The sequence below is a fragment of the Haloleucobacter albus genome (genome assembly GCF_052492075.1).
On record NZ_JBQWAS010000017.1, the window covers coordinates 44,224 to 59,007 of the forward strand.

At 61.6% G+C, this 14,784-nt stretch carries 11 protein-coding genes; 5 read left to right on the top strand and 6 right to left on the bottom strand.

Annotated elements, in window-relative coordinates; genetic code table 11:
* Nucleotides 1-347: 347 nt before the first annotated feature.
* The gene (aspS, locus tag ACT6QH_RS02635) at nucleotides 348-2,120 is read left to right on the top strand and encodes an aspartate--tRNA ligase (RefSeq protein WP_444973259.1); all 1,773 of its coding nucleotides are present in this window, start codon (nucleotides 348-350) and stop codon (nucleotides 2,118-2,120) included.
* Between the two features lie 359 nt (nucleotides 2,121-2,479).
* Nucleotides 2,480-3,070 (top strand): hypothetical protein, encoded by a 591-nt coding sequence (locus ACT6QH_RS02640; RefSeq protein WP_444973260.1) that lies wholly within the window; start codon nucleotides 2,480-2,482, stop codon nucleotides 3,068-3,070.
* Nucleotides 3,071-3,137: 67 nt separating this feature from the next.
* Here ACT6QH_RS02640 and ACT6QH_RS02645 read toward each other — a convergent pair whose 3' ends face one another.
* A complete protein-coding gene (locus tag ACT6QH_RS02645; RefSeq protein ID WP_444973261.1) occupies nucleotides 3,138-5,258 on the bottom strand; it encodes an aq_1923 C-terminal domain in 2,121 nt (706 codons plus the stop codon).
* 158 nt (nucleotides 5,259-5,416) lie between these two features.
* Between ACT6QH_RS02645 and ACT6QH_RS02650 the strand changes: the two genes are divergently transcribed.
* A complete protein-coding gene (locus ACT6QH_RS02650; protein ID WP_444973262.1) occupies nucleotides 5,417-7,705 on the top strand; it encodes an NADP-dependent malic enzyme in 2,289 nt (762 codons plus the stop codon).
* 151 nt (nucleotides 7,706-7,856) lie between these two features.
* On the opposite strand, the gene ACT6QH_RS02655 is transcribed toward ACT6QH_RS02650, so the two are convergent.
* The gene (locus ACT6QH_RS02655) at nucleotides 7,857-9,116 is read right to left on the bottom strand and encodes a cell wall hydrolase (protein WP_444973263.1); all 1,260 of its coding nucleotides are present in this window, start codon (nucleotides 9,114-9,116) and stop codon (nucleotides 7,857-7,859) included.
* Nucleotides 9,117-9,288: 172 nt separating this feature from the next.
* Nucleotides 9,289-10,260: a methylmalonyl Co-A mutase-associated GTPase MeaB gene (gene meaB, locus ACT6QH_RS02660; protein WP_444973264.1), complete on the bottom strand. Its 972-nt coding sequence runs from the start codon at nucleotides 10,258-10,260 to the stop codon at nucleotides 9,289-9,291.
* Between the two features lie 143 nt (nucleotides 10,261-10,403).
* On the opposite strand from meaB, the gene ACT6QH_RS02665 reads away from it, so the two are divergent.
* Complete coding sequence (locus tag ACT6QH_RS02665; RefSeq protein ID WP_444973265.1) at nucleotides 10,404-10,745, top strand: rhodanese-like domain-containing protein; 342 nt, start codon at nucleotides 10,404-10,406, stop codon at nucleotides 10,743-10,745.
* A 273-nt stretch (nucleotides 10,746-11,018) separates the two neighbouring features.
* On the top strand, nucleotides 11,019-12,098 hold the full coding sequence (locus tag ACT6QH_RS02670; RefSeq protein ID WP_444973293.1) for a polyamine ABC transporter substrate-binding protein: 1,080 nt from the start codon (nucleotides 11,019-11,021) through the stop codon (nucleotides 12,096-12,098).
* 226 nt (nucleotides 12,099-12,324) lie between these two features.
* On the opposite strand, the gene rnhA is transcribed toward ACT6QH_RS02670, so the two are convergent.
* From rnhA to ispH, 3 genes are read right to left on the bottom strand one after another with little or no spacing between them, the layout of a single operon-like run.
* A complete protein-coding gene (rnhA, locus tag ACT6QH_RS02675) occupies nucleotides 12,325-12,789 on the bottom strand; it encodes a ribonuclease HI (RefSeq protein ID WP_444973266.1) in 465 nt (154 codons plus the stop codon).
* A complete protein-coding gene (locus ACT6QH_RS02680) occupies nucleotides 12,786-13,751 on the bottom strand; it encodes a homoserine kinase (protein WP_444973267.1) in 966 nt (321 codons plus the stop codon). Before ACT6QH_RS02680 ends, rnhA begins: the two co-directional genes overlap by 4 nt.
* A 4-nt stretch (nucleotides 13,752-13,755) precedes the next feature.
* Nucleotides 13,756-14,733, bottom strand: a complete 978-nt coding sequence (ispH, locus tag ACT6QH_RS02685) for a 4-hydroxy-3-methylbut-2-enyl diphosphate reductase (RefSeq protein WP_444973268.1) — start codon at nucleotides 14,731-14,733, stop codon at nucleotides 13,756-13,758.
* Between the last annotated feature and the right edge of the window lie 51 nt (nucleotides 14,734-14,784).

The following is a 14,784-nucleotide window of genomic DNA, read 5'->3' on the forward strand; positions in this document are numbered from 1 at the left end:
CCATATTCTGCCTGATTCGTAAGAGGCTTGCCCGAAAAGGCCGGTGCATGGGCTGAGGCCTGGGCGCAGGCCGGAAGAGACGGGAAGATTGTGTGCAGGCGGGCCGGATTGGCGGGCCTGAGGGGCTGTGCGCTTGACAAGGGGCAGGGAGCGTGCACCTTCCCGCCGCGTCTGGCGTGGAAGCTTCCGCCGGGGCGCGCCTGTTTGCGCGCCAGGGTTGAAGCCGGGCTCGTCACCCTTCTCCGTCACCTTCAGCGCGCCATGCCGCGCGGGGCGGGGCCGAAGGGTGCGCGGGTGGGGCAGGGCCCCCGCGTCCCATATCATTCAGCCTGGAAAGGGCCATTTCGATGCACCGCTACCGCTCCCATACCTGCGGCGCGCTCACAACCGCTGAAATCGGCACGGAAGTTCGGCTTTCGGGCTGGTGTCACCGCATTCGCGACCATGGTGGCGTGCTGTTCATCGACCTGCGGGATCATTATGGCCTCACCCAGGTGGTGGTGGACCCGGACAGCCCGGCCTTCGCTGCCGCCGAGAAGGCGCGCTCCGAATGGGTCATCCGTATTGATGGCAAGGTGCGCGCCCGCCCGGAAGGCACGGAAAACCCGGACCTGCCCACCGGCGCGGTGGAAGTCTATGCGCGTGAACTGGAAGTGCTGGGCGCGGCGGCCGAACTGCCTCTGCCGGTGTTCGGCGATGTGGATTATCCCGAGGAAACGCGCCTGAAATACCGCTTCCTCGATCTGCGTCGGGAGAAGCTGCACAACAATATCATGACCCGTGGCGCGATCGTGGATTCCATGCGTCGCCGCATGAAGGAACAGGGCTTCTTCGAATTCCAGACGCCGATTCTCACGGCCTCTTCCCCGGAAGGCGCGCGTGACTTTCTGGTGCCTTCACGCCTGCATCCCGGCACTTGCTACGCGCTGCCGCAGGCTCCCCAGCAGTATAAGCAACTGCTGATGATGAGCGGCTTCGACCGCTACTTCCAGATCGCCCCCTGCTTCCGCGATGAAGACCCGCGGGCCGATCGCCTGCCGGGTGAGTTCTACCAGCTTGATCTGGAAATGAGCTTCGTCGAGCAGGAAGACATCTTCGCGGCGATGGAGCCGGTCATCACGGGCGTGTTCGAGGAATTCGCCAATGGCAAGCCGGTGACGCAGAACTGGCCGCGCATTCCCTATGCTGACGCCATGCGCAAATATGGCTCGGACAAGCCGGACCTGCGCAACCCTGTTGTGATGCAGGAGGTTTCCGAGCACTTCCGCGATTCCGGCTTCAAGGTCTTCGCTCGCCTGCTGGAGGTGGAGAAGAATGAGGTGTGGGCCATCCCCGCGCCGGGTGGCGGTTCGCGTGCTTTCTGCGACCGCATGAATAGCTGGGCGCAGGGCGAGGGGCAGCCGGGCCTGGGTTATATCTTCTGGCGTGAGGATGGTGAGGGCGCAGGCCCGCTGGCCAAGAATATCGGCCCCGAGCGCACCGCCGCCATCCGCACCCAGCTTGGCCTGAAGAATGGCGATGCGGCCTTCTTCGTGGCGGGTGACCCGGAAAAGTTCGTGAAGTTCGCCGGTGCGGCACGCACCCGTGTGGGTGAGGAGCTGAACCTCATAGACACCGAGCGCTTCGAGCTGTGCTGGATTGTCGATTTCCCCTTCTATGAGTGGTCGGAAGAGGAGAAGAAGGTCGATTTCTCGCACAATCCCTTCTCCATGCCGCAGGGCGGGCTGGATGCGTTGAACGGGCAAGACCCGCTCACCATCAAGGCTTTCCAGTATGATATCGCCTGCAACGGCTATGAGATCGCCTCTGGCGGCATCCGTAACCACAAGCCGGAAGCCATGGTGAAGGCCTTCGAGCTGGCCGGTTATGATGAGCAGACCGTGATTGATCGCTTTGGCGGTATGTATCGGGCCTTCCAGTATGGCGCTCCGCCCCATGGTGGCATGGCGGCTGGTGTGGACCGCATCGTGATGCTGCTGTGTGGCGTGACGAACCTGCGTGAGATTTCGCTCTTCCCCATGAACCAGCAGGCGCAGGATCTGCTGATGGGCGCGCCCTCCGCTCCCAGCCCCCAGCAACTGCGTGAACTGAATATCCGCGTCGCTCCGCAAGCCAAGTGATAGGGGCGGAGTGATTGGGGGGCGTGATTCGGTTCTGGTCAGGCTCACGAGGCGGCTTTCTGCTGCCCTGAATATGATGAAACAGCAGCGCCCCACATTCCATGGCGGAATGTGGGGCGCTGTCATTTCCGTACGGATTTCGAAGAGGCTCAGAACACCATTTTGTGAACAGGAAGAAGGCGCGCGCTTGTCTTGTCGCTTCGCTGTCCTTACGGCACTGTGGTGCCGGGGATGAGGGGTTCAGGGGAGTGGCTGGCTGCATGGCCTCCAGCCAGAGCGTCTGGCCGCATGCCCCGATAATGAATCTTGAGGGGGCGGGCACAGGGCCGGCTGACCTTCGTTCCAGACAGGAGAGCCGCGTGAAACGCCTTCTTGCGACCAGTATGGCCATGTCGTTTCTGGCCTTTTCCGCTGTCTTCACGGGTGCCGGGCAAAGCGCTCTGGCCGATGATATTTCCGATGCCCTTGCTGAGGCGCAGAAGGCTTATGCGGATGGCGATGTGGCTGCAAGCCGGCAGGCGGTTGATGTCGCGGCGCAGCTTCTGGCCCAGCACAGTGCTGACAAGCTGGTGCAGTTTCTGCCGGCGACCCCTGCTGGCTGGACCGAGGAGGAAACCCGCAGCGATGCCGCCGCCGCCGCCATGTTTGGCGGGGGGCTCATTGCCCGGCGGGATTATCGCAAAGGCGATGAAGATGTGAGGGTGCTGATTATTGCGGGCTCACCCATGGTGGCGCAGATGGCGCCAATGTTCGCCAATGCGCAGATGCTTGGGGCCATGGGGCGGGTGTTTCGTTTTCAGGGCCGCACCGCTGTGATGACGCGCGAAGGCGCCATCCAGTTGATGGGCGGTGATGCCTATATCACCATTGAAGGCTCGGCCTCCGAGGCGGACAAGCGCATGTTTCTGGAGGCGATTGATCTGGACTCCGTGGAAAAGGCCATGCGCTGAGCCAGACAGGTTTTCATGAAAAGGGCCGGCGTGGTGAGCGCCGGCCCTTTGTGTTTGTGGAGAAGGATCAGGGCTGGCCGGCGGGCTTTGCCGCCGCGGGCCGGGCTTCGGCGCGCGGTTCCGCCCTGGCCTGGATTTTGAAGGACTGGGCCAGCGCTTCCAGATCATCGGTGCCCAGCAGGGTCAGCAGCAGGGGCTTGCCCTTTGGCGTGATCGACAAGGTGAGCGTGCCGGGGTTTTGAACAAAGCTGATGAGCGCCTGCACCACATTGCCCACATCCGGCACTCCAGCATAAGGCTGGCTGACCTCCTGGATAATGCCCACGACAATTTCGCGATACTCCTCCTCACTCACGCCGGCTTCTTTCGCCTTCTGCTTCAGCATCATTTCCACAATGCCCTGATTGGTCAGGGTGAGAGTGGCGGGGCCAGCGGTGAAGGTGGCCATGCTTTCTTCCAGCGCATCATCTTCTGTGAAGACCGTTTTGGGCACATTGCCCATGCGCACCTCAATGCGGGCTGTCAGGGCATCCTTCACGGCTGCTTCAAGCGGGGCCAGGGTGAGTGTTTCCGAGGTTTGATCGTAGGCCAGGTTCAGGCTCGTGCCGACAATGGCGTGCGTATAACCGGCATTGGCCATGAGGTTGAAGGGCGGAATGTCCTCCTCCTCATCATCAAGCGGAAGGGAAAGGCCGGAAAGCTGAAGGTTCACACGGGTTGGAGCACCTTCCAGAAGATCGCCCCAGGAAACGGAGAGCTTCTCCAGTTGCAGGGGCTCGTCCGGGGTGGTGGCGGCGGTCTGCGGGGTGTCCTCATCCTGTACGGCGGGGGTGTTATCGGCATTTTCCGCTTGGGGCTGTTCGGGGGCATCCTGAATTTTCAGCTTGTTCAGCTCAAATCCGGAGAAAATGCGGAACATCAGCAGCCCGGCTTCGGCGGGGGCGTCATCGGCCAGCTCATTGGCCCGCACAAGGGCTGAAATATCAAGCTGGCTGAGAGCCAGCCGATCCAGCTCAATGATATCGCTTTGGTCTGTATTGCGGGATTGGCGCAATTCAAGGCTGGCGAGCACGCCGCTGGAGAGCCCTTTCAGCTCAAGGACGCCAATCTGGTCCGAGCTGAGGCTGTCACGGTTGTCCAGATCGGAAAGGGTCAGGCGGGAGAAGCTGACTGCCTCGATCAATCCGATTGAAAGGGCCAGCATCTGCCGTCCCTCTTCCAGGGAGAGAGAGGAGCCTTTCAGCTTCAGCTTGTTGAAAGCTTCCACCTTGTCTGCGGCAAAGGCGGAGGGGTGAATGCCGAATTTTTCAATCTGTAGGGCGCTGATGCTGGCGGTGCTGTCTTCTTCCGTCAGCGTGTGCGGGCCTGTTTCCAGCAGGCGGAAGAGCTGCCCATAGGGCTTCTCTCCGGCATCGGGCGTCATCGCAGTGGCGGCCAGAATGGGGGCGGTGTCGATATCATGGATCACCATCTCCTTCAGCTCGCTGATGGAAGGTGCGCCGGTTTCCTGGTTGCTGTCCTGCGGGCCGGGCAAATTGGCCGAAGTGATGCGCGAACGCGCCAGTGTGAGGCGTTTGGCCTTGCCATCCACAAGATTTTCAAGGGTCAGATTGTGCAGCACACTTTCCACGCGCACCGGCTCGGCTGCTTTGGGTGCAGGTGCGAACAGCGCGGTGACCAGCGGAATCTTCACCTCATCCGCCTTCAGCGTGGCCAGTTGGCGCAGCACCAGACGCAATGCGGCATAGGGGCCTTCATGCTGGTCAGAAGCCAGCAGTGACAAGGGGCCTTCATAGCCGCGCAATGTCATGTCGGGAATGGAATAGACCATCTGTCCGCCACCTGCCGCCTCATCCTTCAAGGTGAGGGTGATGCCGGTGAGCACAGCGTCATCGGCTTTCAGGCGCCCGTCTTGCGGCGGTGCAGCAATGTGCATGGTGAGATTTTTCACCGTGAGCACGGAATTGCCATTGTGTGAAGCAATACGCACATTGTCGATTGTCACCCTGCGGTCCAGCGTATTGAACCCCGTCGCGGCAAACTCCGCCTCGACACCACTGGCCCGCAGGGTCGAGAAGCTCTGTTCGACTTCGGAGTGGACGCGTTGTTTGAGCCAGAGGTCCAGCCCGGTGCCGCCGGCAATGGCGAGAACCACCACCACGCCGATGCCGATAACGATTTTTTTCATGTGCAAGCCTCGTTGGGAGATGGCGGGGACGCGCAGGTCAAATATGCTGGGCGCACATAGCTCAGAGTTCACCTTGCACGGTGACATGCGCTACAAGCAGAGACACCTATCAGCAGGTTTTGCCCTGATGCGCAAACGAGAGAAAGTTGGGGGAGGGTATGGCGTCTAATATTTCTGATGATCTGCGTTCAGGGGCACTTTATTACCATCGCTTTCCACGTCCGGGTAAGCTGGAAATCAAGGCGACCAAACCTCTTGGAAACCAGCGGGATCTGGCGCTGGCCTATTCGCCGGGCGTGGCTGCGGCATGTGAGGCCATCGAGGAAGATCCGATGCAGGCCGCCGAGCTGACCTCGCGCGGCAATCTCGTTGCGGTGGTTTCCAACGGCACGGCTGTTCTTGGCCTCGGCAATATCGGCCCTCTGGCCGGCAAGCCGGTGATGGAAGGCAAGGCCGTCCTGTTCAAGAAATTCGCCGGTATTGATGTGTTCGACATCGAAATCGACGCCCCCACCGTGGATCGCATGGTGGATGTCATCAGCGCGCTTGAGCCGACCTTTGGCGGCATCAATCTGGAAGATATCAAGGCGCCGGAATGCTTTGAGGTGGAGAAGCAGCTCCGCGCCAAGATGAAGATTCCGGTCTTCCATGATGACCAGCATGGTACGGCCATCATCGTCGGTGCGGCCGTGCGCAATGCGCTGGAAATCGGCAACCGCAATATCGAGGATGTGAAGATCGTCGCCTCCGGTGCGGGCGCGGCGGCTCTGGCCTGCCTCAACCTGCTGGTGAAGCTGGGCGCGAAGAAGGAAAATATCTGGGTCTGCGACCTCAAGGGCCTCATCCATGACGGGCGTAACGCCTCCATGGACCCCTACAAGGCCGAGTTCGCCCAGAAGAAGACCGATCTGCGCACGCTTGATGACGTGATGGATGGCGCGCACATCTTCCTCGGCCTTTCGGCCGCCGGTGTTCTGAAGCCGGACATGGTGAAGAAGATGGCGCCGAACCCGCTGATTCTGGCGCTGGCGAACCCCACGCCGGAAATCATGCCGGAAGAAGCGCGCGAGGCCCGTCCCGATGCGCTGATCTGCACCGGCCGTTCGGATTATCCGAATCAGGTCAATAACGTTCTGTGCTTCCCCTACATCTTCCGCGGGGCTCTTGATGTCGGCGCAACTGACATCAACTCCGAGATGAAGATGGCCGCGGTGGAAGCCATCGCCGCCCTCGCGCGTGAGGCGCCCTCTGATGTGGTGGCGCGCGCCTATGGCGGCGAAGCCCGGACCTTCGGTGCCGAATCCCTCATTCCTTCGCCCTTCGATCCGCGCCTCATCATGCGCATTGCGCCGGCAGTGGCGAAGGCGGCCATGGATACTGGCGTCGCCTCCCGGCCGATTGAGGATTTCGACGCCTATATGGGCAAGCTGGACGACTTCATGTTCCGTTCCAGCTTCATCATGCGTCCGCTTTTCGCTCGTGCGAAGCAGGACAAGAAGCGCGTAATCTATGCCGAGGGCGAGGACGAGCGCGTGTTGCGTGCCGTTCAGGCCGTGGTGGAAGAGGGTATTGCCCAGCCCATGCTGGTGGCGCGCCCCAGCGTGGTGGAAGCGCGGATCAAGCGCTTCGGGCTGTCCATCCAGCCGGGTCGGGATTTCGAGCTCATCAACCCGGAAGATGATCCGCGTTATCGCGATTATGTGCGCGATTATGTGGAGGCTGCGGGCCGTCGTGGCATTACGCCGGATGCCGCTCGCACACTGGTGCGCACCAACCCCACCGTCATCGCCGCGCTGGCGCTGCGTCGGGGTGAGGCTGATGCCATGCTGTGCGGCATTGAAGGCCGCTTCACCCGTCATCTGCGCCATGTGCGGGATATTATTGGCCGTGCGCCGGGTGTGAAGCGTCTGGCGGCGCTGTCCCTGCTCATTACCCAGAAGGGTAATTTCTTTATCTGCGATACGCAGATCCAGTCTGAGCCCTCTCCGGAAGAGCTGGCGGCGATGACCATTCAGGCCGCGACCCATGTGCGTCGTCTGGGGCTGGAGCCGCGCGTGGCGCTGCTGTCGCATTCCAACTTCGGCAGCCACGAAACCGCTTCCACCATCCGTATGCGCGAAGCGCTCTCCATCGTGCGCCACCGTGCGCCCGATCTGGAAGTGGATGGCGAGATGCAGGCCGATGCCGCTCTGGTGGAAGAAATCCGCAAGCGCGCTCTGCCGGATTCCCGCCTGACGGGCGTGGCCAATGTGCTGGTGATGCCGGATCTGGACGCCGCCGATATCGCCTACAACATGCTGAAGGTGCTGGGCGATGCCCTGCCGGTGGGTCCCATTTTGATGGGGACCGCGAAGCCGGTGCATATTCTCAGCCCCACTACCACGGCGCGTGGCGTGGCCAACATGACGGCTGTGGCCGTGGTGGAAGCCCAGACCGCTGAGAAGTGATGTGATGCGCACACCGGGTAGCCCGAACAGAGCTGCCCGGTGAAGCATCGCCGTGCATGGCGCGGCCTTGGCAAGCATGACGGAATACATAAAAGGCGATGCAGCTTTACTGCATCGCCTTTTTCATTGCTCGTGCCAAGGAAGGGGGCGCTTAGCTGCTCCAGCGGCGCGGGCGATAGAAAGTGTGCACGCCGATGCGATCCAGCTTGCGCATCTCCCGCACCCAGCGCGGATGAACCCAATGGGCATGGTAATGTGTGGCGCGGCCCACGCTTTCCAGCCACAACTTGCCATTCAGCATGTCGGCGGCAATGTCGTTTGCCTGCGTCCACATCTCAGGCTCGCGGATCACATCCTTCACATTGTCGCAGGCGAAGGTGAACTGGCAGGAGAGGTGCCGGTGCGCATTCTGGTAAACCGTGCCGCAAATATCCGCCGGGTAATAGCCGGAGAAGACCCGGTTGACGATAACCTGGGCGACCGCAATCTGTCCGCGTTTGGGTTCTCCCCGGCTTTCAAAATAGATGGCTTCAGCCAGGCATTTGCGGGCCTTGGCCAGCTTCGCGGTCTTCAGCCCCAGCCGATCCGCCGGTGAGGGCCAGATGCCGCCTTCCGTACGGGCCAGATGCGCCGGTGAAAGGGCTGGAATATCTGCCGGGCGTGGCAAAGGCAGGGGCACGAGGCCATGATCCGCCAGATCCTGATATTCAAAAGCGAGCGCAGGAAACATATCCGGGTCGCTGCCGAAAATCGCTTTCGGATCATGATAGAGCGGGGTTTCGCTGCTGGTGATGAAAGGTTCTTCAGACAGCGCCTGCTGGGTGGACATGATAGCCTGTGACAGCTCCGCCGGAGAAAGGGGAGCAACTTCACCGGACTGAGGCGCACGCGCCCCAGCGGGTAAGGGCAGGGGCAAGCCACCTTCCGGCAGAAGCTTGGCGGAGGCGGCATCCCCCGGAAAGAACTGGGATGAGCCAAAAGGCAGGCTGCCGCCCAGCCGCTCGGCAAGCGCGCCATAGCTGGCGGCTAGGTCCGCACCATCGGCGGTGATGATCGGCAGTTCCAGCGCCAGATCCAGCGCCAGCCCCAGAAAGGCATCCCGGTTTTCGCTCGGCCCGGTCTGGAAGGCTTCGCCGGAGGCTACAAAGATGGAGGGCGAAGGCAGGGGGGCGACATCATCCGGGTCTTCAGATGCCGCGAATGTATCAATGCCCGGCATGCCGGTGCGGGTGCCCACCGGGCGGGGCAGATCCAGCGTCGCCACTTTCAGCGTGCGCATGGGGGAGGCGAGCGGGGAGGCGAGGGAAGAGGGCAGTAGCCGTGAAAGGTGGCTTTCCTGCCCCTCCTGTTGCAGGCTGGCTTGCACTCGGCTGGCTTGCACCTCGCTGGCCGGGCGCATGGCAGAAGGCATGGCTGGGTCTCTGGTGCCGCCCCATGCCGGTAGGCACGCACTGCTGAGGAGCGTTGCGGTGGCAAGCAGGCGCAGCTTGCGATGCCAGAGGTGCGATACAACCATAACTCTGCCCTTTGCTCTGCCCCCGGCCGGCTGTAGCCAGCGGGAGACAGGCAAGAGCATTGTCCAATCAGTATTGCCCGGAGGTTAACCGGCGCACCAATTCTGCTTCGCGAGCGAAGGGCCCATACGGCGCGAAGCCTTCTGTCAGCGCGATTTTACGCGCCAGACCAAGGCCATGGGTACCAAAGCGAACCTTTATGGCTTCTTCCACCCATTTGCCTTCCTGCTCGGTGCGCCGGGCCGTGCGCGCATCGCCCGCGCCGCCCGGAGCAACATGGGCCAGGTGAGATGAGACGGCTTCATCAAAGGCTTCAAGCCCCTCTCCGGTTGTGGCAGAGAGGCGGATGACGGGCACTTTCCAGCCGCTCTGGTCATCTCCCCCGGAAAGAGAGATCGCGCCAGCCACTTCAGAAGCCGCGCGCCGGGCCACTTCCGCCATATCAGCCTTGGTGACGACGATGATATCCGGCAGTTCCATCACGCCGGCCTTCATGAATTGCAGGCTATCGCCAGAGGCCGGTTGAATGCACAGCACGACCGTATCGGCCACCAGCGAAATATCGGCCTCCGACTGGCCAACGCCGACGGTTTCCACGATCACCAGATCATACACGGCGCGCAGCAGCACCACGGCTGCAATGGCATCATCGGAAAGGCCGCCCAGCCGGTCCCGCGCGGCCATGGAGCGCACGAAAATGCCGCGATCTTCCGGGTCTGTCTGGATGCGGGCGCGGTCTCCCAGCAAGGCGCCGCCGGTGCGCCGCGAGGAGGGGTCCACCGCCAGCACGGCCACGGTTTGCCCGGCTTTGCGGGCACGCTGCACCAGCGCATTGGTGAGGGTGGATTTGCCAACGCCGGGCGGTCCGGTGAGGCCCAGAACATGGGCGCGCGCGGCACGTGCGGCGGCATCCAGAAGCGCCACCAGCTCGCAGGTGCCCCGCGCCGTTTCCACGGCGGCCAGCGCACGGGCCACGGCCCGCTTGCCACCCGTGCGCAGCGTTTCAAGATCAGGGAGGGGGGAGGAAAAAGCGTGAGACATCGTGCGTGCAATCTAGCAGAGCTGGCGGCACATGCAGCCCCTTTCCACGTCTTTTGCCTCAGGTCCGGCCAGGTCTTCACCAGCCCTTGCACCGCAACAGGTGCTGGGGCAGAGTTCTTGCCCCTTTGCGTGGAAGTGAGAAAATGAGTCAGCCCAACCCCTTTGGCGGAACCATTGTGCATCTGACCCCGGCCGAAGTGCGCCAGGGCATGGAAGATGGCGCCATCATATTGGTCGATGTGCGCGAACCGCAGGAAATTCAGGCCGAGAGCATTCCCGGTGCCATTGCGCTCTCGCTCAGCGCCTTTGATGTGCGGGCTTTGCCGGATACCCAGGGCAAGCGGTTGGTGTTTTCCTGCCGCTCCGGCCAGCGCTCGCAGCGCGCCGCCGCCATTGCCCAGCATTTTGGCCTGCCGCTGGAAGAGCATATGATGGGTGGCATTATCGCCTGGCGCGAGGCTGGCTTTCCGGTGGAGCGGGGATAGGGCAGCCCTTGCTTCCGCGGCGCTTGTTCGCCCGCCTGCAGGAAGGGTGGATGAAGGCTTCGCGAAACATGTGAATTGACGGGCCTGCGCTGTTTTCGTGTCATCATTCGGCAGGACAATGGTTCAGGATATGTGACATCACACCGGAAGTTGCGTGCCAGATACGGGCCGGTCTGAGGGCCGCCTGTGGTGCGCGGCAGAATGGACAGATGCAGGGGAGCGGACAGGATGCAGCACAGTTTCACAAAGCTTGCCGTCGGGCTTGGGGTGTTCATGGGCGGCGTTGCGCTGTTCTGCGCTCCGGCCATGGCGCAGGAGAAGGTCGTCAACGTCTTCAACTGGTCGGATTATATCGACAAGGACGTGCTGGAAGCCTTCACGAAGGAAACGGGCATCAAGGTCCGCTACGACGTGTTCGATTCCAACGAGGCGCTGGAAACCAAGCTGCTGGCCGGCAAGACGGGCTATGATGTGGTGGTGCCCACGGGCTCCTTCATGCAGCGGCAGATTCAGGCCGGCGTCTTCATGCCTCTGGACAAGAGCAAGCTTCCGAACCTGAAATATGCCTGGCCGGAAATTGACAAGCGTCTGGAAGTGTATGATCCGGGCAACAAATATTCGGTCAATTATATGTGGGGCACCACCGGCATTGGATATAATGTCGAGAAGGTGAAGGACCGCTTGGGCGACCAGCCCATGAATACATGGGATGTGATTTTCAAGCCGGAAATTCTCTCCAAGCTGGCCGATTGCGGGGTCTATGTGCCGGACGGGCCGGAAGAGCTTATTCCCGCCGCCATGAAATATCTGGGGCTGGACCCGGATTCAAAGAACCCGGATGATATCCGCAAGGCCGGCGAACTGCTCGCGACCATTCGGCCCTATATCAAGAAGTTCGATTCCTCGGGCTATATCAATGGTCTGGCGCGCGGTGACATCTGCCTCGCCGTGGGTTGGTCCGGGGATGTGTTCCAGGCGCGCGACAGGGCCGAGGAAGCAGCCGAGAAGACCGGAACCGAAGCGGTGGAGATCGCCTATGCGATCCCGCGTGAAGGTGCGCTGATGTGGTTCGACAACTTCGCCATCCCACAGGATGCCGAGCATGTGGATGAAGCGCTGGCCTTCATCAATTACATGATGCGCCCGGAAGTGGCGGCCAAGAATGTGAACTTCCTCTCCTATGCCAGTGGCAATCTGGGGGCGAAGAAATATATCGAGCCGCAAATCCTTGATAATCCTGGAATTTACCCCGATCAGGAAACCTTCGACAAGTTGTTCGTTGTGACGACGAATGATCCGAAGTTGCAGCGGGTGATTACCCGGACCTGGAGCAATTTCAAGCGTGGCAAATGATAGTAAAGGCCCGTGATTTTCTTCATGGGCCCTTGCTCAAGCCTGCGCGGGGTCTCAACGCCCCTCCTGACCCTGGTCGGTCGGGGTGCAGGGCATAAGCCGCGTATGGCGCTGCATTCTGGGTGTATGAAACATTTCAGCCCGCTCCGGTTTCTGGCCGTGGCGGGCTGTTGTTTTCTGTCGAGAACAGATGCGAAGGAGAGGCGCTGAAACAGGTTCGCGCGCCTCAGGCGAAGGCTTCAGCACCGTTGCGGGAGGATTTGAAGGGGGCCATGCCATTGCGGGCCAGTTCATCTGCCCGCTCATTTTCCGGGTGGCCGGCATGGCCCTTCACCCAGTGCCAGCGCACATCATGGCGTTGCAGGGCAGCATCCAGCGCTTCCCACAAATCCTGATTTTTTACGGGTTTCTTCGCGGCTGTGCGCCAGCCATTGCGCTTCCAGCCATGCATCCACTTGGTCACGCCGTTGCGTAAATATTCGCTGTCGGTGTGCAGGTCCACGCTGCAAGGCTCTTTCAGTGCTTCCAGCGCGCGGATGGAGGCGGTCATCTCCATGCGGTTATTGGTGGTCTCCGCCTCGCCGCCCTTCATTTCCTTCTCATGCGCACCAAAACGCAAAATCGCGCCCCAGCCGCCGGGGCCGGGATTGCCGGAACAGGCGCCATCCGTAAAAATCTCAACCTGTTTCATGCCACCAGCCCATAATCGCGCACGGTTTCAACTGCACGATGGAACCGCAGCTTTCGCAGATATTCCAGAGGGTCTTTCGGGCGCACCAGAGCGCCGGGCGGCACATTCAGCCAGTCCAGCAGCCGGGTCAGCAGAAAGCGCAGTGCCGCGCCGCGGGCCAGCACCGGCAGGGCCGCCTGTTCCGCCGCACTGAAGGGGCGCACGTCCTGATAGGCCGCAAGCATGGCGCGGCCCTTGGTGATGTTGAACGCGCCATCGGCCTCGAAACACCAGGCATTCAGGCAAATGGCCATGTCGTAGGCCAGCGCATCGGTGCAGGCGAAGTAGAAATCAATGATGCCGGAGAGGCGATCATTCAGGAAAAAGGCGTTATCGGGAAACAGATCCGCGTGGATCACGCCTTCGGGCAGGTCCTGTGGCCAGGACTGTTCCAGAAACTGAAGTTCATCGGCAATGGTGGTGGCCAGGCCGGGGGCGACACTGTCGGCCTGCGCATGGGTCGCCTGTGCCAGAGGCTTCCAGCCTGCGACAGAAAGCGCATTGGGTCTGCGCATGGTGAAATCCGCCCCGGCCAGATGCAACTGGGCCAGCCCGCGCCCCAGTTCCGCACAATGATGCACGGAGGGCCGGCGCACGGACAGGCCGGGCAGGAAGGTGACGATTGCGGCAGGTCGTCCCTCCAGCTCTCCCAGCATCTGCCCTGCGCGCGTAGCTACAGGCTGCGGGCAGGACATGCCGCACTGCGCCAGATGCTGCATGAGGCCGATGAAGAAGGGCAGGTCATCCCGCTCTACCCGCTTTTCATAGAGGGTGAGGATGAAGTTGGCCTGCGTGGTCTGGATCAGGAAGTTGGAATTCTCCACCCCTTCGGCAATACCGTGAAAGGAGGTGAGGGCGCCGATATCATAATCGGCGATGAAATCCGCAATCTGGGTGGCGGAAAGATCAGTATAAACGGCCAATGGATTACTCCGCCGCGTCGGAGCGCAGCACGCGGGGCAGGGGGAAGAATACCTTTTCTTCCGCTGTTGTTGCAATTTCAACTGCAACTTCAAATTGTTCAGAGAATGCGGCGATGATTTCATCCACCAAAACCTCGGGGGCGGATGCGCCGGCTGTGATGCCCAGCCGGGTGATATTCGCAAATTGCGACCAGTCGATTTCGGCCGCGCGCTGCACCAGCAGGGCACGCGGACAGCCGGCCCGCTCGGCCGCTTCGCGCAGGCGCTGGGAATTGGAGGAGTTGGGCGCGCCCACCACAATCATCGCATCCACCTGCGGAGCGACCTGCTTGACGGCCTCCTGGCGGTTGGTGGTGGCGTAGCAGATATCTTCCTTGTGGGGGGCGGCCAGATTGCTGAACCGCTCCCGCAGAATGGCGATCATCTCCGCCGTATCGTCCACGGAAAGGGTGGTCTGGGTCACATAAGCCAGTTCCGCGCCTTCAGGCGGGGTGATGGCGCGTGCATCTTCCGGCGTTTCCACCAGGGTGATTGCGCCGGGAGGCAACTGGCCCATGGTGCCCACCACTTCCGGGTGGCCATTATGGCCGATCAGCAGAATGTGCCGGCCCTTGCGATGGTGGATTTCAGCCTCGCGATGCACTTTTGTCACCAGCGGGCAGGTGGCGTCGATGGCGAAGAGATTGCGCCGGGAGGCGTGCTCCGGCACGGATTTCGCCACCCCATGGGCGGAAAAAATGACAGGGGCCTGCGTATCCGGCACCTCGTCCAACTCTTCCACGAAGATGGCGCCCTTGCGCTTCAGGCTGTCCACCACGAATTTGTTGTGTACGATCTCGTGACGCACATAAACCGGCGCGCCATAGCGGCGCAGCGCTTCTTCCACAGCATCAATGGCCCGCACGACGCCTGCGCAGAATCCGCGTGGCGCGCACAGCAAAATGCGAAGGGGCGGCTTGGCGGCGTGATCTGCGGCGGTCATGGCTGAAATCCGTTCTGGGTGCTCTAGCAGATGGGGCGCTCAGGTCTTGCC